Here is a 21,285-nt window from a genome sequence, read left to right as displayed (position 1 = left end):
CCCGCAGGGAGAGGTTGGAGGCTGTTTTGTGATCGGAGAAGACCGGCATCCCATGCGAAACGCAGGCAGCCGGTCTTCCGCGAAAGATCTATTCCACCGGAAGCGCTGAATCTGAAGTGGTGGCATCGGCCAGCATCTGGCGGAGCACGGTCTGCAGAATCCCGCCATTGCGGTAGTAGTCAATGTCCACGGTACTATCGAGACGGGCAATGACCGGGAATTCGAACTGGGTGCCGTCTTCACGGGTAGCGGTGACAGTCAGCTCTTGACCAGGCAGTACATCGTTGCCAAGTCCAGTGATGTTGAAGGTCTCGCGTCCGGTCAGCCCCAGGCTGCTCCAGCCATGACCTTCCTGGAATTGCAGCGGAAGCACGCCCATGCCGACGAGATTGCTGCGGTGAATCCGCTCGAAGCTTTCGGCGATAACGGCTTTGACGCCCAGCAGGAGGGTGCCCTTGGCTGCCCAGTCGCGGGAGCTGCCGGTACCGTATTCCTTGCCGGCGATGACGATCAGATTCTGTCCTGCGGATTGGTACAGCATGGACGCATCATAGATCGACATCACTTCTTCGCTTGGCAGGAAGGTGGTGACTCCGCCTTCCGTTCCCGGAGCAACCGCATTACGGATACGGATGTTTGCGAACGTGCCGCGCATCATCACTTCATGGTTCCCGCGGCGCGAGCCGTAGGAGTTGAAGTCGGCGCGGTCCACGCCATGGCTCCGCAGATATTCACCGGCAGGACCGGAGTTGGAGATATTACCCGCTGGCGAGATGTGGTCAGTGGTTACGGAATCAGCAAGCAGTGCAAGCACCCGGGCATTGCGGATGTTCTCGATATCACCGACACCGTCTGCCAGATGCTCAAAGAATGGCGGGTTCTGGATGTACGTTGAGTTGTCGTCCCATTCATACAGCTCGCCTTCCGGTACCGGAATCGAGTTCCAGCGCTCATTGGCCGTGAATACATTCTCGTATTTCCGGCGGAACATCTCCGGACTCAGGGAGAGGGCGATGGCTTCACGGATTTCTGCAGAAGTTGGCCAAATATCAGCAAGGAAGACAGGCTCGCCTTGCGGATCATAGCCCAGCGGCTCGGTTTTCAGATCAATGTTAACTGTGCCTGCCAGTGCATAGGCTACGACAAGCGGCGGGGAGGCCAGGTAATTGGCTTTGACCTGTGCATGCACGCGGCCTTCAAAGTTCCGGTTCCCGGATATTACGGCAGCTACCGTCATATCATGGTCTGTGATCGCCTGGCTGACTTCATCCGGCAGCGGGCCGGAGTTGCCGATACAGGTGGCGCAGCCGTAACCGGCCAGATAGAAGCCCAGTGCTTCCAGAGGCTTCAGCAGATTAGCCTTTTCCAGGTATTCGGTAACGACCAGCGAGCCTGGCGTGAGGCTGCTCTTTACGTATCCCGGTTTGGTCAATCCGCGCTCTACCGCCTTCTTGGCCAGCAGGCCGGCTCCCAGCATTACACTTGGGTTGGAGGTGTTGGTACAGCTCGTAATGGCTGCAATCACAACCGCCCCTGTGCTTAGCTTGCTGCTCGTGCCGTTCTTATGCTGCACTTCCACTACTTCGTTTATTTTCTCGTCGCTCAGGCCATAACCGCCTTTGTCGACTGGAGTGCGGATAATACCTTCGAAGTTTTCTTTCATGTGTGTCAGCTCCACCCGGTCCTGCGGACGTTTCGGTCCGGCAAGACTCGGAACCACTGAAGCTAAGTCTAGCTCAATGAAATCACTGAACAGCGGGTCCGGCGTTTCGGAGGTACGGAACATACCCTGTGCCTTGTAATAATCCCCAACCAGCTCCACAAGCTCATCCGGACGGCCGGTGCTGCGCAGGTAGGCAAGCGTCTCTTCGTCCACAGGGAAGAAACCGATGGTTGCGCCGTATTCCGGAGCCATATTGGCTACGGTCGCGCGGTCTGCCAAGCTGATGTTGGCCAGGCCCGGTCCGTAGAATTCAACAAATTTGCCGACTACGCCTTTTTTGCGCAGCATCTGGGTGACGGTCAGCGCCAGATCGGTTGCTGTAGCTCCTTCTACCAGACTGCCGGTAAGCTTGAAGCCCACCACATCCGGTGTTACAAAATAAAGAGGCTGCCCCAGCATGCCGGCTTCCGCCTCGATGCCGCCTACACCCCAGCCTACAACACCGAGACCGTTGATCATCGTCGTATGAGAATCGGTGCCTACCAGGGAGTCCGGATAGACGACGGTTTCGCCGTCCACAGTCTTGGTGGTTGCCACGGAGGCCAGATACTCCAGGTTAACCTGATGCACAATACCGGTTGCCGGTGGAACCGCGCGGAAATTGTTGAAGGCGGTCTGCGCCCAGCGCAGGAACCGGTAGCGTTCTTCATTGCGTTCGAATTCTACGTTCATATTGTATTCAAGCGCGTCTGCGGTGCCAAAAGCATCAACCATAACCGAATGGTCAATGACCAGGTCAACCGGTACGAGCGGATTGATCTTTTTCGGGTCGCCGCCGGCTTTCTTTACGGTGTCACGCATGGCGGCCAGATCGACAACCACCGGTACACCGGTGAAATCCTGCAGCACGATCCGGGCCGGGATGAAGGGGATTTCCTTATTGCGGTCGATATCGCCAGACCAATCCGCCAACTGCTTCACATGTTCTTCGGTAATCGCCCGTCCGTCATATTGGCGGACAGCGGCCTCAAGCAATACTTTGATGGAAAACGGCAGGGAGGAAATAGCCCCTGCGCCTTGCTCTTCAAGGGAGTTAAGATGATAGTAGCGATAGCTTTTGCCGCCTGACTCCAGGGTGCGGGCCAGCGAAAAGTGGTCCTTGCTTGGCATATATGCGCCTCCTTGTTTCATCTGATGAAACTACATTTCAATATTTCGTGTATCATAAGTATAACGGTTACATAAGTGCGAGTAAAGTATTTTTTGCCGCAGAAAGGCCCGGATTATTCAATGGGATGTGAGGTTTGGCCCCTGGAAAATAAGGGGATTGCTAATTTAAGATCCCCTTCACCCTTCATCGCGTAAATGAGAGCCCGTTGTCCCGTCATCCCATAAACCAAAAGTGTTTCTTCTTTTTTCTAGCTGTATAGCTGCGAGGTTTTCCTCATATACATAGAGCAGCAGCCAAACAGGGATGAAGGGCGGGGAATGGAATGGAACAGAAGTGGAAGAAAAGCCTCTACGTGTACGTAGATCAAGTGAATAAAGGTCGTGTGGCCCCGGGAGTTGACCAGCAGCGCAGCAGTGCGGTCAGGGACCCGCGGTTCCTGCTGGAGCAGGGAGAGCGCTCCCGGCGTCTGGCGCAGTGGTACCAGCGGCGGGGCATAACACCGCTTCGTTCGGAGACGGGCGTCCGCACATTGCGGACGGTCCGGCAGAACCCGTCCGAGGTGGTCGCGGATGTAGCGCTGCACAGTGCACTCTATTACGAGAAGGGCGGCATCACGCACCGTGAGGATGTCATTGAAACGGAGCGGCTGACTTTTGTGAGTGAAGGGGGCACATGGGAGATTACCGCTGTGGAGCGCAGCGTGCCTGAGCGGAATTCAATGCGCAAAGTGATAGGACCAGAGCCTCTGCTTCGGCTATCCAAATGGGGCGAGGTGCTCCCCGTTCCCCAGCCGTCGCAGCCATTGCTTAACAAGAGTATACTCCGCAGCATTGCCAGCGGCAAAGAAGTGCGCTACCGCCGGGAAGAGGCAGCCGCTTATGCCGACCGGTGGTGGAAGGACGGCAATCCGGAGTTCGAGGTATTTGATGTGGACTGCACTAATTATGTGTCCCAATGTCTCTTTGCAGGGGGAGCGCCTATCAACTATACTGGTAAAAGAGAAACGGGCTGGTGGTACAAAGGCTATAACGGCGCGCAAGAATGGTGGAGCTTCAGCTGGGCAGTGTCGGACAGTCTGCAGCGATATTTAAGTGCAAGCCGGAGCAGCGGACTACGAGCCGAGGCGGTGGAACGGGCAGATCAGCTGATGCTCGGGGATGTTATCCAGTACGATTGGGACGGTAACGGCCATTATCAGCACAGCACGATTGTTACCGCTTTTGACGCAGCGGGACAGCCGCTGGTGAATGCGCGGACAGTCAGCAGCCGGCACCGCTTTTGGGATTATCGCGATTCCTATGCATGGACTGACAGAACAGCCTACCGTTTTTTTCATATTAATGACTACTTATAAATCAGAAAGAGGTTAGGGCATGAGTGACACAAAATTAACCGTAGGACTGGTGTACGGCGGCAAATCCGGGGAGCACGAGGTATCGCTGCAGACGGCCTTTGCGGTTATGAATGCTTTTGACTACGTTAAATATGAGATTATTCCTTTTTATATTTCGAAGCAGGGGCTCTGGAAGGTCGGAGCGGTGCTGGACGCACCTTTTGGGGCTATTGAGCAGTTGAAGCTGGGCGGCGAAGCCGGGGATATGGGCATGGCGTTAAATGCAGTATTCAGCGGTCTGACCGGCGGCAGCCAGGTGATTGATGTGATGTTCCCGCTGCTGCATGGTACCAACGGGGAGGACGGAACGATTCAGGGCTTGTTCGAAATGGCTAATATCCCGTATATCGGTGCAGGCGTGCTGGCATCTTCTGCAGGTATGGATAAAGTCGTGATGAAGAAGCTGTTCGGTGAAGCCGGGCTGGATCAGTGCGAATACTGCTATTTCAATATCAGTTCATGGAAACGCAAAAGCCATGAGCTGATCATCGGCCTGGAAGATAAGCTGGGGTATCCGGTATTCGTCAAGCCGGCCAATCTGGGCTCCAGTGTGGGCATTTCCAAAGCCGTGGACAAGGAAAGCCTGATCAAGGCGGTCGATTTTGCGTTCCGTTACGATACCAAAGTCATTATTGAAGAGTTCGTCGATGCGCGTGAGGTTGAAGTCAGTGTGCTCGGCAATGAGGAGCCCGAGGCTTCGGTTCCGGGTGAAATCGTCTCTTCTGGTGAATATTATGATTACGCGGCAAAATACACCGATGGCAAATCGCAGATGCTGATTCCGGCACCTGTGGACTCTGAGGTTGCAGACCGCCTGCGGGAATCCGCCATTCAGGCCTTCCGGGCCATTGAGGGCAGCGGCATTACCCGGGCCGACTTCTTCCTCCGCAAATCAGACGGAAAAATTCTCATAAATGAAGTGAATACGATGCCCGGCTTCACACCGTTCAGTATGTATCCGCTACTGTGGCGCGAGACGGGGGTATCCTATCAGGCGCTGCTGGACCGCATGATTGAGCTGGCGCTGGAGCGTTATCATTTCAAGCAGAACCTGAAGTACGACAACGAATAACATTTTGCGAGCGGCGGGGTGATTCCGGCCGGGAAGGAGAGGAACAGGATGGGATTTCAATCCGAATTCAATTCCGTGTGCAAGTTCAAGAATGAGCAGGAGCTGTACGAGCTGCTGGAATACGGCCGCACCAAAATGGTTAAACAGGGCTTCCGCGTGTATCCGACCGGTCAGAAGGTTATCGCCTACACACCTGAGAACGTGGCGGTAGCCATTGTCAAAATTTCCGCGTCCATCGCGGAAATTAATTTTCAGGGCAATGAGGTTACCGCTGTGGAGATGGATCTGGTACGCAAGCTGAATGACGAAGAATCGAGGATACAGACGGCACTGGCGTATGAGATGTTTTTTGGGGAAGAAGGATGATTGTCCGGTTTGGCTATGTAGCTATGTCCACAGTCATTCCGGACTGCTCGCCCTCCAAAACCATGACCATGGCCAGCTTCAACAAGCTGAGTGACCGGGAGGCCGGAATCCGGCGGCTGGAAACTATCGCCCGCGGGAATCTCCACAATACCCTGCGTCTGCTGAAACAGGTATACCGCCTGACCTCCAAACTGATTCCGCTGGCTACACATCCCGACATGCAGGATTGGAATCCTTTTGCCGCACTCACTCCTGATTTTGCCGAAGTAGGCAGCTACGTGAAAAAACACGGACTGCGGGTTTCTTTTCATCCCGACCATTTTACGGTTCTGAGTACTCCCCGGCCCGAGGTGCTGGCCAGCTCCATCCGCGATCTGCAGCATCATGTAGATATGCTGAATGCCATGGGCCTTCCCGCAACCGCGAAGAACAACATTCATATCGGCGGCGCTTACGGGGACAAGCCTGCGGCGGCTGCACGCTTCGTAGAGCAATTTGCGGTATTGCCGCAAGTATTGCAGGAGCGGATCACACTGGAGAATGATGACAAGACATTCAATGCGCCGGAGACCCTTGAGGTCAGCCGGAGGCTGGGGCTGCCGATGGTTCTCGATATCCATCATCAATGGGTGAATAATGAAGGCGAGCTTCCCTGGGAGCTGTGGCCGGAGATTCTGAAGACCTGGCAGACACCACTGGCACAGAGGGATACGCTCCCCGGTGAATGGCTGCCCCCGAAGATCCATGTCTCCAGCCCGCGCAGCCCTTCGGACCCTAGAAGCCATGCTGATGGTGTCGAGCCCGCACCTCTTCTGGCTTTTCTGAAGCGCATCGCTGCGGATACTCCGGCCGTGGATGCGATGATTGAAGCGAAAGCCAAGGACGGGGCGCTGTTCGATCTGATGGAAGCCCTGAAGGAGCTGGCTGAAGCCGGGAACGGAATAAAGGTATTAGATGGAGCCAGCGTTAATATTGAACCATAAACCCCGCATAACCCGGGGCTAGAGGCGGGAAACGGGGCAAGGTATGACTTGATAAGTCCCTTGAAATAGGGTACGTTGAATGAAACTTAAGCAAGAAGAAGGTCAGCGCCGGGAACACCTGGCCTGGCCGATTGACGGATGTAAGTCTGATCCCAAAGAGCGAACATATGTCTTTACATATGAGAACAATTATGTTCAAGAAAGCGGAGTGAAGATATGAATCCTACAAATCCTGATAACCGGAATGACCGCGAGCCCTACGTAGTTACCAGTAAGGGGCATACGGCTGCAGCCATCAACGCCGCTGCCAAAGCGGGGGAATGGATCAAGAACAGACAGGGTCATGTGAAGGAGCTGGGCAGCAAGACGTCGGCCCAGGATCTGGTTACAGAAGTCGACAAAGGCGTGGAACAGATGATACGCCGGCTGATCCTGACCCATTATCCCGACCATGCCATTCTCGGGGAAGAGAGCGTTCTGCCTGGGGCAGACGCTTTGACCGCAGCCCTGGAAGAAGGGCTGAAGCATGAGTATTTATGGATTGTTGACCCGATAGACGGAACGACTAACTTCGTACATGGCTTTCCCTTTTATTGTGTTTCGATAGCCCTGGTAGTCAAGGGAGAGCTGACAGTGGGGGTCATCTATGACCCTATCCGGGATGAAATGTTTGTCGCGGAGAAGGGCAAAGGTGCTTATATGCACGGTATACCTACCTCCGTTTCTGCTGAAGCAGACCCGGGAAGCAGCCTGGTAGCCATGGGCTTCCCTCCAGACCGTCTCTTTGCCCAGCCCGCCAACATGGCCGGGCTGCAGCAGATTCTGCCGCAGATCCGCGGCGTTCGTGCAGGCGGGTCTGCCGCTCTGCATCTGGCTTATGTGGCAGCGGGCCGGGTGGATGGTTATTGGGAAGTCGGCTTAAGTCCGTGGGACTGTGCAGCAGGTGTGCTTCTGGTATTGGAGTCCGGCGGCAAGGTGACGGATACGCAGGGCAATCCCTATGACATCGGTACACGTCATGTGGTGGCAAGCAATGGCCGAATCCATGATTTCCTTGTGGGTTCGCTGGAAGAAGCTAAGGCAACGGGATATAAGAAGTAGGAGGCGGCGGGAAGCATGAGCGAGAAGGACGATCTGGAGCGCAAGCTGAGTGAAATGCTGGAGGATGGCGAGATGGAGGAGACAGACCGGACCGCCAAGGAAATCCGCCAGATCTCACCCAAGTATGAGATTCGTATTCAGACCACACTTGATCCGATTGTGGAAGAAACGCTGCGCTACCGCAAATTCGGCCATGAGCTGGATGACAGATATGATAAATATCTGAAGCGTACGGAGAAAGGTAATGCCTTAATAGACACCGATGATATGAAGCAATAATAGATACATGCCAGAGCGTCTTCCCGATATCGGGAAGACGCTCTTTTGCATAGGCGGACTGGGTGTTAGAATGGAATTATACCAATTTGGGAGGGATACGATGCTGAACATATGGAAAAAAGTGTACACGGCTGGCACAAGCAGCCTGCTGCTGTTCACGTTATTGATCAGTGCAGGAGCGGGGTCTGCTAGTGCAGCTGAAGCAACAGTAACACAGGGGGCGGAGCCGGATGTTTTTCGCATCGTAGCTTTGGGGGATTCCATCACTGCCGGCTATGAGCCGGGAATGACCGATCCGAATGTGAAGCCTTACGGATATGCGGAACGTCTGCTGGAGCAAGGCTGGTATCATGGCAGAAGCGCTCTTAGCAACTATGGTATCCTGGGACTTACCACTACGGGGCTGCTGAATTATACCGCGGCTATTAAAGATGGAGCTGTTACAACTGCCGACGGGATACAGCCTGGACTTCCGGACCCGCGGATTCAACAATTTGCCGCACTCACACCACAGATCAAAACAGAGCTTGGTGAGGCGGATCTGATCACGCTGACGATCGGCGGAAATGATGTCAGCAGCCTGCTGCTTACGGCCAAAGATCTGACAGAAGAGGCGTTCAAGGCTGAGCTGGATCAGCTTTTGGCAAGCTACAGCACCAATGTGAAGACAGCTCTGGAGAATATCCGCACGGTTAATCCGCAGGCCACCATTCTGCTGGCTGATCAGTATCAGCCGGCGCCTAAGATTGCCGTGAGCAGCTCCTACCTGAAGCTGATGAGCGCTGCGCAACAGTTCACTTTGGCAGCAGAGGGTGTAGCGTCCAGCATGAACCAGCCGGGTGCTCCGGTAAAAGTGGCTCATGTGGCGGAGAAGTTCGCAGGTGTGGAAGCTTCGCTGACCCATATCATTGGCGCGGGAGCAGCGGATTTTCATCCAACCCAGCTGGGATATGAGACCATCGCCCGGGTTTTTGCCGAGTCCTATTGGGGAGAGTACCGTACGCCATCCGTCCCCGTCTGGACAGCCGCATCGGCACCTATGTCGATTGTGGTGAAGGGAGTGGAGCTGAATACGCCGAATAAGCCTATTCTGAAGAACGGCCAGAACTTCCTGGCGCTTAAGGATATTCTGAATGCTGTGGGTGCCAACGGCAAATGGGACAACAAAACCCAGAGTGCGAGCATTGTGTACGGTGGAAGAACCGTTGTGATTACCATCGGCTCCAAAACGATCAAGGTGAACGGGGCAGCTGTAACCGTTGATACGCCAGCGTTTCTGCAAAAGGTAGGCCAGGAGGATAAAACCTATCTGCCGCTTGCCGCACTCGCCACCGGCCTCGGCTTCGATGTGAATTACAGCAGCAAGCTGCGGACGGCTTTCATAAATCCATAAATCCATAAATACACATAAACTAAAGATAAATATAAAGATAAATATAAAGATAAATATAAATTCAGCCCGTACGGCATAAAAGGTGGATGAATGTTGTTGTCTAGTGCAAAATATAATGCAGAATATATGATTACCATGGATGATATTGTGCGAGAGGGGGAGCCCGTGCTGCGCACGGTAGCTGAACCTGTACAGCTGCCCTTGCAGGCCGAGGATCAAGAGGCGCTGCAGTGCATGATGCAGTTCTTGAAGAACAGCCAGGATCCGGAAGTATCCGCCAAATACAAGCTGCGCTCGGGTGTCGGGTTGTCGGCTAACCAGATCGGACTGCTGAAGCGGATGTTCGTAATGTACCTGAGGGATGAGAAGGGTAACATGGTGGAGCAGGCCTGGGTGAATCCCAAGATCATCAGCCACTCGGTGGCGATGGTATATCTGCCGGAGAGCGAGGGCTGCCTGTCCGTTGACCGCCCGGTGCATGGTTTTGTGCCGAGATACGACTCCATAAAGGTCAAGGGATATAATATGAGCGGCAAGGAAGTCGTTATGAAATTCAGGGGCTATCAGGCCATTGTAGTTCAACATGAAATTGACCATCTGGACGGGATTATGTTCTATGACCGGATCAATCAGGAGAATCCGTTTAAGCTTCCCCAAGGCGTGAATATCCGTAGTCTTTATGAGCAGAAGAGCAACAGATAAGCCGGTTTAAACCGCTTTCCTCCGGGAGAGTGGTTATTCAGAATGAGACGCTGGCTCTCGTAATTGTCGGAGTTTTCCTGTACAGGATACGAAACGGGACATTTAAAAAGCATCTCATGGCGGAGAAGGCTATTGTAGTCAGCTATATCGTTGTATCGATGGCGGCATCCAATATGGCTTTTCTCCTTCGGCTGGTAATCACCTTATCCATTGCAGGAGTATTTGTTTACGGCCGTAGCAGGAGCACCCCATGAGAGGAGAGGTTAAACGGGAGAATCCGTTTGACTTTCACTAGCTGTACGGTAACGCAAAAAAACAACCCACTGCGCTTATATCCGCAGTGGGTCTGTTTGTATTTAAGGAGCTTCAGCGCAGCTGAGGCTGTTGCCTGCAAGGACTGTATTATTACTCCGCCGCCATGGCCTGGAACGAAGCGTCTGCCGCTTCGAGAGTGAGGTCAATATCGGCATCGGTATGAGCCGTGGTCAGGAACCAGGCTTCATACTTGGACGGGGCCAGGTTGATGCCGCGGTTCAGCATGTGGCGGAAGAAGCTGGCGAACAGTTCGCCGTCTGTATCCTGCGCTTCATCGTAATTGGTCACCGGGTGGCTGCAGAAATGAGTGGAGAATGAGCCGCGGATCCGGTTAATGGTCAGCGGGATGCCATGGCGGTCAGCGGAAGCCTGAAGCCCTTCCGTCAAACGGATCGCCAGCCGTTCCATCTCGTCATACACGCCTTCGGCTGCAAGCACCTCCAGGCAGGCAATGCCTGCGGAGATTGAGGCCGGATTGCCTGCCATTGTTCCGGCCTGGTAGGCCGGGCCGAGCGGGGCAACCTGCTCCATGACATGCTTGCGGCCGCCGTAAGCGCCGATCGGCAGGCCGCCTCCGATAATTTTGCCCAGTGCGGTCAGGTCAGGAATGATATCCTCATGATGATCGAGTCCTGCATAGGTCTGGGTAGAACCGTAATGGAAACGGAAAGCGGTGATGACTTCATCGTAAATTACGAGGGAGCCATTGTCGTGAGCCTGCTTGCAGAGTCCTTCGAGGAAGCACGGCTGCGGCATAACCATGCCGAAATTGCCGACAATCGGCTCTACCATGACCGCTGCGACATCCTTGCCCCATTTATCCAGCGCTTCGCGTAGCGCGTCCAGATCATTGAAGGGAACGGTAATGACCTCCTGGGCGATGCTTGCAGGTACTCCGGCGCTGTCGGGAATACCGAGAGTGGATGGACCCGAACCAGCGGCTACCAGAACAAGATCAGAATGACCGTGGTAGCAGCCGGCGAATTTGACAATCTTGCTGCGCTTCGTGTACGCGCGGGCGACACGGATTGTGGTCATGACGGCCTCAGTGCCAGAGTTGACAAAGCGGACTTTGTCCATCGAAGGGATGGCTTCTTTCAGCATCTTGGCCAGCTTGATTTCGAGCTGCGTGGGAGTTCCGTACAGCAGCCCGTTTTCTGCAGCCTTTGTAATAGCTGCTGTAATATGGGGATGGGCATGTCCGGTAATAATCGGTCCGTAGGCGGCCAGATAATCTATGTATTCATTGCCGTCTTCGTCCCAGAAGCGGGAGCCGCCGGCACGTTTCATGAAGACGGGAGCGCCGCCGCCTACAGCTTTGAAGGAACGGGAGGGGCTGTTGACGCCTCCGACAATATGCTGCAGGGCTTCCTCATACAAATGTTCAGATGTGGTACGGTTCATGGTTCATCATCCTTTCAATAGTAGTGGCACAAGGGAAAGGGCGAACCGCCGGATTCATCCGCTGTTCGCCCGCCCTAATGCCAAGCATAGGTTTATTTACGAATATCTCTGAAATGGAGTGCCTTATTTGCTCCCGGCGCTTGCCGAAGGGCTGCTGCCCGGTGAAGCAGAAGGCGATGGGGACGGCTCAGGGCCAGTCAGCGTATCTTGAATGAACTGCTTCAGCTTGTCTTCGCTGCTGATGCCGATGACCGCAGAACCGCCGCTGGTTTTTTCTTCAGTAAGCAGCTCCATTGGGGGAATCTGTACGCTGCCGCCCATGGAGCTGTCATAGCCCACGGTAGCCAGCTTCCACATATCATTCACATCCAGGTTGGTATCAATGTAAGGGGTAACCTGGGACAGGATATTAGGAAGCTTAATAATGGAAGTGGTGCTGATTACTTTGTCTGCAACCGCCTTAAGGAAGCCGCGCTGGCGCTCCGTCCGGGTGAAGTCAGAGGTGGCATCGTGACGGAAACGCACATATTGCAGCGCCATACTGCCGTCAAGGTGCTGGAAGCCCTTTTTCAGATCAATGTCATATTCCGGTCCATCCGCTTTGGTCTTATAGACCATGTCCTTCTCGACATCGTAATCGATCCCGCCAACGGCATCCACGAGTTTGATGAAGCCCTGGAAGTCGGTGTAGATATAATATTGAATCGGAATGCCGAGCAGATCACTGACCGTCTGCATTGCCGTGTTGGGTCCATGGGTAATCGCCGTATTGATACGTTCTTTGCCGTGCTTAGGGATAGGAACATAAGTATCACGGAGGATAGAGAACACATAAAACTTCTTCTTGACCGGGTCAAGCGAGGCGACCAGCATCGTATCGGAGCGTGGGACTTCACCCTTCTTCACGCCTCGCGCATCGACACCCATAAGCAGGATGTTGACCGGCTCGGTACCTTCCCATTTAGGAGGCTGAATAACATCGGCCGAAGGAGAGGGGAGTGCCGCAAACGGTGAGTCTTCACCCGTCTTGTGCAGATTGTCCATTTGATTATAGATCTCAGCAAAATAATAAATTGCCCCGCCGATAATGAGGAGAAGTATGATTGCCAGAGTCCAGAGCAGCGGTTTCTTTTTTGACTTACCGGCTTTTGCGTGCCGTTTCTTTCTTGGTGACATTTCGTTCTTCCTTTCCCATTCACATTCTCTACATTATAATTTCTTTTAGGTATACAAGCAATTTCGGAATATACATCCATATTATTAAGGAGCGAAACAGTAAATGAACGAACTTAAGGTCGGACAAGAAGTGCCGGATTTCACCCTTCCCGCTTCAACTGGACAGAACATCAGCTTACGGGATTACCGGGGCAGCAAGGTAGTGCTGTATTTTTATCCGAAAAATATGACGCCTGCCTGTACCCAGGAGGCTTGCGAATTCCGTGACGCCGGGGACCCGATTGCCCGGGGCAATGCAGTTCTGCTGGGAATCAGCCCGGACAGCCTGTCTTCCCACGCGAAGTTCATCGAGAGGAACAGTCTGCCGTTTCCGCTGCTCTCCGATGAGGAGCATAAGGTAAGCCAATTATTCGGAGTCTGGCAGCTTAAGAAACTGTACGGCAAAGAATTTATGGGTATTGTGCGCTCTACCTTTCTGATTGATGAGCAAGGCCTTCTGGTCAAAGAATGGAGGAAGGTCCGGGTCAAAGGACATGTTGAAGCAGTATTGGGAGAAATCATGAATAAATAAGTATGCTAGTAATTAATTGTAAATGTCTGTAACATTTCTAACAGCCTCTATAAGGCGCTCTCATGATATAGTTGCCTCATATTACTTCAAATTTGGAGCAAGGCATGGTGATGAGGGCATGATGATGCTGCGTATTGGGCTGGACGTCGGATCAACTACGGCCAAATTGGTTGTTATGGAACGTGATACGATTATATATCAGGATTATGTGAGACATTTTAGCGATATAAAAAAAGCTGCGCTATCCCTCCTGTCGGATGTGCGGGACAGGTTCCCGGATCGTGAGGCTGCACTTACTGTAAGCGGTTCCTCCGGCTTGTCTCTCTCGAAGCTTGGCGAGGTCCCCTTTGTTCAGGAGGTCATTGCCTGCACGAAAGCGATCAGCGAGCTGATCCCGCAGTGTGATACAGCGATTGAGCTTGGCGGAGAGGACGCCAAAATCATCTATCTCAGCGGCGGCATTGAGCAGCGGATGAACACGGCCTGTGCGGGCGGCACGGGAGCATTCATTGATCAGATGGCTTCCCTGCTGCAGACAGACCCGGCGGGCTTGAATACCCTGGCCGAACAGCATGAAAGGATCTACCCTATCGCATCGCGTTGCGGTGTATTTGCCAAAAGCGATGTGCAGCCGCTGCTTAATGAAGGCGCCCGCCGCGAGGATGTGGCGGCTTCTATTTTTCAGAGCATCGTCAACCAGACGATCAGCGGACTGGCCTGCGGACGCCCGATCCGCGGACGGGTAGCCTTCCTGGGCGGACCGCTGACCTTCCTGCCCGCGCTGCGGCAACGTTTTGCAGAGACCCTTGGACTGAACGAAGGGGATGTACTGTTCCCGGAGCGTTCACAGTATTTTGTCGCAATCGGTTCAGCGCTATCGCAGAACGATCCGCTGGTTCTGCCGCTGTCCGGCTGGCTGGCCCGGCTCGACGCCGTCGACTTCTCAGCCGACCGTGCCGAGGATGCCGAGCTGCAGCCGCTGTTCGCGACGCCGGACGATCTGGCGCAGTTCCGTCTCCGCCACGGCCAGGCGGCAGCTCCGCGCTCTGAACTGGATACATATCGCGGTCCCTGTTATCTCGGCATTGATGCCGGGTCTACCACAACCAAGCTGGTAATTACCGGCTCAGCAGACGAAATCCTCTATACCTTTTATGGAAGCAACAAAGGCAATCCCCTGCAGTCTGTAAGCGATGCTCTGAAGGAGATTTACCGGATTCTGCCGGAGGGCTGTCATATTGCCGGTGCCTATGCAACCGGTTATGGCGAAGGCCTGGTCAAGGCAGCGCTTCGTACAGATGGAGGCGAAGTGGAGACGGTAGCCCACTATAAGGCAGCCTCCAAGTTCATGCCGGAGGTTGATTTCATCCTCGATATCGGCGGACAGGATATGAAGTGCATCAAGATCCGCGGCGGCGCCATCGACAGCCTCATGCTGAACGAAGCCTGCTCCGCGGGCTGCGGCTCCTTCCTGGAGAGCTTTGCGTCTGCTCTGGAGCTAGGCATTGGAGAATTTGCCGCCGCCGCATTGGAATCCACGGAGCCGGTCAACCTGGGCTCACGCTGTACGGTCTTTATGAATTCCAAAGTGAAGCAGGTTCAGAAGGAAGGCGCCACTCTTGCCGATTTATCGGCAGGGCTTGCGTATTCCGTTATTAAGAATGCGCTGCAAAAGGTGATCAAAATCCGCAACCCGGAGGATCTGGGACGCAATATCATCGTGCAGGGCGGTACCTTTTATAATGAGGCGGTGCTTCGGGCGTTTGAACTGCTCACCGGAAGAACCGTGGTCAGACCGGATATTGCAGGTGTGATGGGCGCTTACGGGTGTGCGCTGATTGCCAGAGAGCAGGCTGGACTTGACGGAACCAGCACCCTTCTGGGGCCCGAGGAACTGGAAGCCTTCAAATATGAAGTCTCTCCGGGCCGCTGCGGCCTTTGCGCCAACAACTGTGCACTGACGATCAGCCGCTTCCCCGACAAGAGCTTCCATGTAACTGGCAACCGCTGTGAGCGCGGGGCCGGGGGCAAGAAAGAGAAGAATAGCCTTCCGAATCTGATGCAATATAAATATGAACGTTTTTTTGATTATGAGGGGCTGCCTGAGGAGCAGGCGCAGCGGGGGACGGTCGGTATTCCGCGGACTATGAATATGTTTGAGAACTACCCGTTCTGGCATACCTTTTTTACCACACTGCGCTACCGGACGGTGCTGTCGCCGAAGTCCAGCAAGAAGCTCTACGAGAGTGGAATGGATACCATCCCTTCCGAATCCATTTGTTATCCGGCGAAGATGGCCCATGGCCATGTCCAGAGCCTGCTTAGCAAGGGAGTCGATTTCATTTTTTACCCGGCTGTTGTGTACGAGAAGAAGGAAGATGACGCGGCGCAGAACCATTTCAACTGTCCTGTGGTGGCCTCCTATCCCGAAGTCATCCGCAACAACATGGATGGGCTAAAAGAAAAAGGCATACCGCTCGTGAGTCCATTTCTGACCTTTGATGATATCCCGGCGCTGACCCGGGTTCTAGTGAAGACTTTTATGGATATTCCCAAGGAAGAGATTGCCGCTGCCGTGCAGACCGGTCTCGCCGAAGCCGAACGGGCCAAAGCAGATCTGCGAAACAAAGGCGAAGAAACGCTCGAATTCCTTACTCATAGTGATACCAAGGGGATTCTGCTCTGCGGACATCCCTACCATGCAGACCCTGAGATTAATCATGGCATTGCTGAGATGATTACGGGCATGGGGCTGGCTGTGCTGACCGAGGATTCAGTCTGTCACCTGGACCGCAGTGAAGGGGATGTGGGAGTAGTTAACCAGTGGACCTATCATGCCCGGATGTACCGCGCAGCCCGTCTGGCCGCCAGCAGAAACGATTTGGAGCTGGTGCAGCTGACCTCGTTCGGCTGCGGTATTGATGCCATCACATGCGATGCGGTTCAGGACATTATGGAACGCAATAACAAGGTATATACCTTAATCAAGATTGATGAGATCAGCAATCTGGGTGCCGCGCGCATCCGTCTGCGGTCCCTGATCGCGGCCATGCGCGAACGGGAGAAGGGCGATGTTCAGCCTCAGCTTCTGTACAAGACACAGGCCAACGTGCCTTTTACAAAGGAAATGAAGGAAACCTACACTATTCTGGCTCCGCAAATGTCACCGATTCATTTCGAACTGTTCGAACGGGTCTTCCGTGACGCCGGATACCGGCTCAAAATCCTGGAGAGCACCGGACCGAAGGAGACAGAGGAGGGTCTCAGATATGTAAATAATGATGCTTGCTATCCGGCGATTGTCACCATCGGACAAATGCTGTCGGCACTAAAGAGCGGAGACTATGATCCGGACCGGACCGCTGTGATTATGTCGCAGACGGGGGGAGGCTGCCGGGCAACTAATTATATTTCACTGCTGCGCAAGGCACTGAAGGACTCCGGGCTGGGGCAGATTCCGGTAATTTCGCTGAATGCCTCCGGAATGGAGAACCAGCCCGGCTTCCGCATTAGCCTGAAGCTGGCAAACCGCCTGATTGCAGCCGCGTGTTACGGCGACCTGATGATGCGTCTGCTGCACCGCTTCAGACCGTATGAGGTGATTCCGGGAAGCGCCCAGGCCTTGTTCCGCAAAGGGATGGACCGCTGCAAGTCCAGCCTGTCTACCTTCTCGTTCAGGGAATACAAACGTCTGACCCGGGAGATCGTGGCAGAATTCAGCCAACTCCCTGTGATTAGAGCCGTGAAGCCGCGAGTGGGAATCGTGGGTGAAATCCTGATCAAATTTCATCCGGATGCCAACAATCACATCATTGAGATGATTGAAGCCGAGGGCGGCGAAGCGGTCATGCCGGATTTCCTGGATTTCATTTTCTATTGCGTCTACAATCCCATTTACAAAGCTGAGCAGTTCGGTAAAAGTAGAAAGCTGGGCTACATTAATCCAATGCTGATCTCTTATCTGGAAATTTACCGCAAACCAGTTAAGGTGGCGCTGGAAGAAGCAGGACTGGCCAAAGGGCGAGAGAATATCTACGGACTGGCCGAGAAGGCCAGCCGCCTGGTCTCTGTGGGCAACCAAATGGGAGAGGGCTGGTTCCTGACTGCGGAAATGATGGATCTGCTGGATAACGGGGTTAATAATATAGCTTGTATCCAGCCTTTCGCCTGTCTGCCGAATCATATTACCGGACGGGGAATGATTAAGGGGCTGAAGGATCTGTATCCCGGAGCCAACATTGCCGCCATTGATTATGATGCGGGGGTCAGTGTCGTGAACCAGGCGAACCGGATCAAGCTCATGATGTCTATCGCCAGCGGGCTGGAGAACCGTGCCCCCCTCCCTACCCCAAAGGTGAAAAAAGGCAGCACGGTTAAGCCTGTAATAGTGGGCATTAGAAGCGATCTATAATTAGCTTAAATAAATTCAAAGAGCGCGCCCTTTGCAAGATAGGGTGCGCTCTTTCATTTTGGATACCGGATTCAATGAGCTTAGGAGTCCTGTTATTTTTGCAGTTTCAGTTTGATCCGCATGGCTTTATTCAAATGAACGAAGTTATGCCTCGTGGCAGGCATCAGCACCAGGCCCGCAATGGTCCTGCTCCCCCAGTAATCAATGAGCCATTGTTCCGATTCTTTCACAGCGCCTTCCCCGGAAAGTCTGCTGATCTGCGCGGGACCGGGTTTGGCCCGAAATTGCCCGGGCTGCAGAGCAGCGATGATGGACCGTGTCCGTGCTGCTACGGCCTGACGGTAAGCCAGCAAAGCTTCAATGTGGACCGTTTCACTGAATTCGGCGATGTCCTCTTCGCTCATCCCGTTTCCGGAATGAATAAAAGGGGTTTGAAGCTTGTCGGCAAAATGCCCGGAATGAAGGATTTGTTCACTGTCTGCAATGAGGATATTCATGGTAATGTCCTCAATTCGGGCACTGTGCCAAATATGCCACACGATCGAATTATTACTGTTAACGGTATGTACCGGATAACTGCGCAGGGTTTGCTCGCGGAGATCTTCCAACAGCACATCTTCATAGGTTACCTGTCCCTGATTCGTGCCATCCGAGGCGTACAGGTTGGCATGGAGCTCCAGGAACAGAGCTGCCGCATTAGTATGCTCCTCACGTTTTGTAATGATTCCAGTCAATTGCTTATGCTTGGCGCTCCAGATTGTCCGTGCTTCAAGATTCAAGAGGCTCACCGCTTCCGCTTTAATGTTGTCATTCTTCTAAAGTATATATTAAACCGGAAATACTCCAAATACCAAAATGATAGTTTCAGAAAATTTCAGTAAATGGTTGACGAATAAATAAGTAAATAGTAAAATAGTTCGCATGCGAAGTATTATTGAGTATGTGAATTTCATGGAGGTAATGAGTGTTGGAGGATAAAGAGCAGCAATTGGATGAAATCTTTTCTTCGTTCCGTTGTATCATCCATAATTTTCAACAGCTGATGTGGAAGGATGCAGACGAGCTGGGCATTACATCTACCCAGTTAATGGTCTTGCGTAAATTGGCGGCTCACCCTGATATAGGGATCACGGAGCTTGCGGACCTGTTGCATTTGGGGAACAGCGCTGCGAGCGGTGTAGTGGACCGAATGGTAAAGGCTGGACTGATAACCAGACAACGCTCAGAGAGCGACAAACGCATATTTAGGCTGGCAATGACTGAGAAAGGCCTGGAGATCAGGGAGCGAAGCAAGCAGTCGCTCAGAAGCCATCTGGAGCCATTGTCGAACATACCCGCTGAAGATGCCAAAGAGCTGCTGCGATTGCATGGTGAAATTATTAAAATTTTAGAACAAGGGAGAGAGAACAAGAAGCTATGAGTACAATATCTGCTAACGCTGGCTCGCCGTCGAAGACGATACGCAGAGGCCCCATTATTGCAGCCCTTCTGATAGGCGCATTCGTAGCGCTGCTGAATCAGACGCTGATGAATGTGGCACTGCCCAAAATGATGGAGGACCTCAACATTGCCGCCAATACGGCGCAATGGCTGACCACAGGATTTATGCTGGTGAACGGGGTGCTTATTCCAATCAGTGCCTTTCTGGTGGAGAAGTTTACCACCCGTCAATTATTTACTACGGCAATGATCCTTTTTTCTATAGGAACGCTGGTCTGTGCCATAGGGACCGGATTTGAGATGATTATGGTCGGCAGAGTGATCCAGGCTGTCGGCGCAGGTATTCTAATGCCGTTGATGAACATCGTCTTCCTGCGGATCTTCCCGATTGAAGAGCGCGGTAAAGCGATGGGTCTGATGGCAGTCGCCATGATTTTTGCCCCGGCTGTAGGACCTACGCTGTCCGGCTGGGTGGTTCAGAACTATTCCTGGCGGGTGCTGTTCTACATTGTGCTTCCGCTGGCTATTTTCTCCACGCTGCTGGGGATGAAGACGATGCAGAATGTCGGAAAGCTGACTTCACCCAGATTGGATAAATTGGGTGTGGTCCTGTCCACGCTTGGTTTCGGCGGATTGCTGTATGGCTTCAGTGATGCCGGTACAGACGGCTGGAACAGCCCGACAGTATATGCCTGCCTGATTCTTGGCGTTGTATCTTTGGCATTGTTTGTATGGCGTGAGCTTACCACCGACAAGCCGCTGCTCGAGTTCCGTATATTCCGGTACAATATGTACTCATTGACTACAGTCATTAACATTATTGTTACGATGGCACTGTATTCCGGTATGATCCTGCTGCCGATCTATCTGCAGACGATCCGTGGCTTTACACCCATGGAGTCGGGGCTGATGCTGCTGCCGGGTGCAATTCTTATGGGCGTAATGTCTCCGATCACAGGGATTATTTTTGATAAAATCGGTGCCAGATGGCTGTCCGTTATCGGTCTGGTTATTACTACCGTTACCACTTGGGAATTCAGCCAGATTACCCATACAACTACGTACACCCACCTGATTCTGACGTACACAGCCCGGATGTTCGGGATGTCCATGCTGATGATGCCAATTGTAACCGCCGGTCTGAACCAGCTGCCGCAGCGCTTGGCTTCACACGGTACCGCAATGTCCAATACGCTGCGGACGGTAGGGGGAGCACTGGGTATGGCGCTGTTCGTCAGCCTGATGACCAACCGTACGAAGAGCAACATTACGGATGCCGTAATGAGCGGAGCTGTATCCCAGACCGACAAGGCGGCAATGCTCAAACTTACACAAGATGCCACGATCAACGGGATTACCCATGCGTTTACCGTAGCTACCTGGGTGACCGTTGTGGCCCTGGTGCTGGCCTTGTTCATCAAGAAAACCTCTCCGCAGCCTGACTTCCTCAAAACGGAAGAGGAGGAGCCTGTGCAGCTACAGAAAGTGAAGTCACAGCAGGCATAAGCTGCTTACTTGCAAGAACTTGTACTCATAATTACGAACAGAAGGGGCTGTCTCAAAAGCCATGAAATGGCTACTTGAGACAGCCCCGCTGTTTTTGAGTTGGATGGACTTGCGCACTTGGTGCGGACGCTCCGCGAACGGACCGTTGCTACAATCGCTGTGCTCTCCAGATTTTATTTATTTCCCGTAGCGGTAAAAATCCGGAGAGCAAGGCGACCGCTACCGCTTTTCCGCAATCAGTCCGTCCTCTCCGCTGTTTAAGCGGGGGAACGTTCCTACAATTCTTTCAAAAATCACAAAAAGAAATCGCCCTTTGGTAAAATGGAAGTGTCGAGCAAC

17 protein-coding genes are annotated in these 21,285 nt (G+C 53.2%); 13 read left to right on the top strand and 4 right to left on the bottom strand.

Going from position 1 to position 21,285, the window contains the following annotated elements; all coding sequences use genetic code 11:
- Nucleotides 1-88 precede the first annotated feature (88 nt).
- Entirely contained in the window at nucleotides 89-2,833 is a 2,745-nt protein-coding gene (gene acnA / locus A3844_RS09175) for an aconitate hydratase AcnA (protein ID WP_074086835.1), read from the bottom strand.
- A 323-nt stretch (nucleotides 2,834-3,156) separates the two neighbouring features.
- Between acnA and A3844_RS09170 the strand changes: the two genes are divergently transcribed.
- The 9 genes from A3844_RS09170 (at nucleotide 3,157) to A3844_RS09130 (ending at nucleotide 10,377) form a co-directional block, all read left to right on the top strand.
- Nucleotides 3,157-4,188, top strand: coding sequence for an amidase domain-containing protein (locus tag A3844_RS09170; protein WP_074107246.1), 1,032 nt, complete (start codon nucleotides 3,157-3,159; stop codon nucleotides 4,186-4,188).
- A 19-nt stretch (nucleotides 4,189-4,207) separates the two neighbouring features.
- The gene (locus A3844_RS09165) at nucleotides 4,208-5,299 is read left to right on the top strand and encodes a D-alanine--D-alanine ligase (RefSeq protein ID WP_074086837.1); all 1,092 of its coding nucleotides are present in this window, start codon (nucleotides 4,208-4,210) and stop codon (nucleotides 5,297-5,299) included.
- 48 nt (nucleotides 5,300-5,347) lie between these two features.
- Nucleotides 5,348-5,665: a hypothetical protein gene (locus A3844_RS09160; protein ID WP_074086838.1), complete on the top strand. Its 318-nt coding sequence runs from the start codon at nucleotides 5,348-5,350 to the stop codon at nucleotides 5,663-5,665.
- Entirely contained in the window at nucleotides 5,662-6,648 is a 987-nt protein-coding gene (gene uvsE, locus A3844_RS09155) for a UV DNA damage repair endonuclease UvsE (protein ID WP_074107245.1), read from the top strand. The genes A3844_RS09160 and uvsE overlap by 4 nt, the downstream gene beginning before the upstream one ends.
- Before the next feature lie 216 nt (nucleotides 6,649-6,864).
- Nucleotides 6,865-7,749, top strand: a complete 885-nt coding sequence (locus A3844_RS09150; protein WP_074107244.1) for an inositol monophosphatase family protein — start codon at nucleotides 6,865-6,867, stop codon at nucleotides 7,747-7,749.
- Nucleotides 7,750-7,764: 15 nt separating this feature from the next.
- On the top strand, nucleotides 7,765-8,028 hold the full coding sequence (locus A3844_RS09145) for a hypothetical protein (protein WP_074086841.1): 264 nt from the start codon (nucleotides 7,765-7,767) through the stop codon (nucleotides 8,026-8,028).
- Between the two features lie 100 nt (nucleotides 8,029-8,128).
- Entirely contained in the window at nucleotides 8,129-9,421 is a 1,293-nt protein-coding gene (locus A3844_RS09140; protein WP_074086842.1) for a stalk domain-containing protein, read from the top strand.
- Nucleotides 9,422-9,547: 126 nt separating this feature from the next.
- Entirely contained in the window at nucleotides 9,548-10,123 is a 576-nt protein-coding gene (def, locus tag A3844_RS09135) for a peptide deformylase (protein WP_244169737.1), read from the top strand.
- A gap of 29 nt (nucleotides 10,124-10,152) precedes the next feature.
- A complete protein-coding gene (locus tag A3844_RS09130) occupies nucleotides 10,153-10,377 on the top strand; it encodes a hypothetical protein (protein WP_074102700.1) in 225 nt (74 codons plus the stop codon).
- Nucleotides 10,378-10,528: 151 nt separating this feature from the next.
- Here the strand turns inward: A3844_RS09130 and A3844_RS09125 are convergent, their stop codons facing one another.
- Nucleotides 10,529-11,842, bottom strand: a complete 1,314-nt coding sequence (locus A3844_RS09125) for a glutamate-1-semialdehyde 2,1-aminomutase (protein ID WP_074107243.1) — start codon at nucleotides 11,840-11,842, stop codon at nucleotides 10,529-10,531.
- Between the two features lie 123 nt (nucleotides 11,843-11,965).
- Nucleotides 11,966-13,018, bottom strand: a complete 1,053-nt coding sequence (locus A3844_RS09120; RefSeq protein WP_074107242.1) for an LCP family protein — start codon at nucleotides 13,016-13,018, stop codon at nucleotides 11,966-11,968.
- A gap of 103 nt (nucleotides 13,019-13,121) precedes the next feature.
- On the opposite strand from A3844_RS09120, the gene bcp reads away from it, so the two are divergent.
- Complete coding sequence (gene bcp / locus A3844_RS09115; RefSeq protein WP_074086847.1) at nucleotides 13,122-13,589, top strand: thioredoxin-dependent thiol peroxidase; 468 nt, start codon at nucleotides 13,122-13,124, stop codon at nucleotides 13,587-13,589.
- Between the two features lie 124 nt (nucleotides 13,590-13,713).
- Nucleotides 13,714-18,000, top strand: a complete 4,287-nt coding sequence (locus tag A3844_RS09110) for a 2-hydroxyacyl-CoA dehydratase (RefSeq protein WP_244169736.1) — start codon at nucleotides 13,714-13,716, stop codon at nucleotides 17,998-18,000.
- Between the two features lie 92 nt (nucleotides 18,001-18,092).
- On the opposite strand, the gene A3844_RS09105 is transcribed toward A3844_RS09110, so the two are convergent.
- Nucleotides 18,093-18,788, bottom strand: coding sequence for a DinB family protein (locus A3844_RS09105; RefSeq protein WP_244169733.1), 696 nt, complete (start codon nucleotides 18,786-18,788; stop codon nucleotides 18,093-18,095).
- A 176-nt stretch (nucleotides 18,789-18,964) separates the two neighbouring features.
- Here A3844_RS09105 and A3844_RS09100 point away from each other — a divergent pair, with 176 nt between their 5' ends.
- Both A3844_RS09100 and A3844_RS09095 read left to right on the top strand, forming a co-directional pair.
- A complete protein-coding gene (locus A3844_RS09100; RefSeq protein ID WP_074086850.1) occupies nucleotides 18,965-19,420 on the top strand; it encodes a MarR family winged helix-turn-helix transcriptional regulator in 456 nt (151 codons plus the stop codon).
- Nucleotides 19,417-20,946 (top strand): DHA2 family efflux MFS transporter permease subunit, encoded by a 1,530-nt coding sequence (locus A3844_RS09095; RefSeq protein ID WP_074107239.1) that lies wholly within the window; start codon nucleotides 19,417-19,419, stop codon nucleotides 20,944-20,946. Before A3844_RS09100 ends, A3844_RS09095 begins: the two co-directional genes overlap by 4 nt.
- Nucleotides 20,947-21,285 lie beyond the last annotated feature (339 nt).

The organism is Paenibacillus helianthi (genome assembly GCF_001909055.1).
GTDB lineage: Bacteria > Bacillota > Bacilli > Paenibacillales > Paenibacillaceae > Paenibacillus_AQ > Paenibacillus_AQ helianthi.
Note: the sequence above shows the minus strand (reverse complement) of the source record. Positions and strands in the feature narration are given on the sequence as shown.

What these genes read in the sequence shown, in the direction of transcription:
- uvsE (WP_074107245.1), top strand. Translation starts at nt 5,662, where the DNA reads ATGATTGTCCGGTTTGGCTATGTAGCTATGTCCACAGTCATTCCGGAC.
- A3844_RS09170 (WP_074107246.1), top strand. Translation starts at nt 3,157, where the DNA reads ATGGAACAGAAGTGGAAGAAAAGCCTCTACGTGTACGTAGATCAAGTG.
- bcp (WP_074086847.1), top strand. Translation starts at nt 13,122, where the DNA reads ATGAACGAACTTAAGGTCGGACAAGAAGTGCCGGATTTCACCCTTCCC.
- A3844_RS09125 (WP_074107243.1), bottom strand. Translation starts at nt 11,842, where the DNA reads ATGAACCGTACCACATCTGAACATTTGTATGAGGAAGCCCTGCAGCAT.
- A3844_RS09120 (WP_074107242.1), bottom strand. Translation starts at nt 13,018, where the DNA reads ATGTCACCAAGAAAGAAACGGCACGCAAAAGCCGGTAAGTCAAAAAAG.
- A3844_RS09140 (WP_074086842.1), top strand. Translation starts at nt 8,129, where the DNA reads ATGCTGAACATATGGAAAAAAGTGTACACGGCTGGCACAAGCAGCCTG.
- A3844_RS09095 (WP_074107239.1), top strand. Translation starts at nt 19,417, where the DNA reads ATGAGTACAATATCTGCTAACGCTGGCTCGCCGTCGAAGACGATACGC.
- A3844_RS09110 (WP_244169736.1), top strand. Translation starts at nt 13,714, where the DNA reads ATGCTGCGTATTGGGCTGGACGTCGGATCAACTACGGCCAAATTGGTT.
- def (WP_244169737.1), top strand. Translation starts at nt 9,548, where the DNA reads ATGATTACCATGGATGATATTGTGCGAGAGGGGGAGCCCGTGCTGCGC.
- A3844_RS09145 (WP_074086841.1), top strand. Translation starts at nt 7,765, where the DNA reads ATGAGCGAGAAGGACGATCTGGAGCGCAAGCTGAGTGAAATGCTGGAG.
- acnA (WP_074086835.1), bottom strand. Translation starts at nt 2,833, where the DNA reads ATGCCAAGCAAGGACCACTTTTCGCTGGCCCGCACCCTGGAGTCAGGC.
- A3844_RS09150 (WP_074107244.1), top strand. Translation starts at nt 6,865, where the DNA reads ATGAATCCTACAAATCCTGATAACCGGAATGACCGCGAGCCCTACGTA.
- A3844_RS09165 (WP_074086837.1), top strand. Translation starts at nt 4,208, where the DNA reads ATGAGTGACACAAAATTAACCGTAGGACTGGTGTACGGCGGCAAATCC.
- A3844_RS09160 (WP_074086838.1), top strand. Translation starts at nt 5,348, where the DNA reads ATGGGATTTCAATCCGAATTCAATTCCGTGTGCAAGTTCAAGAATGAG.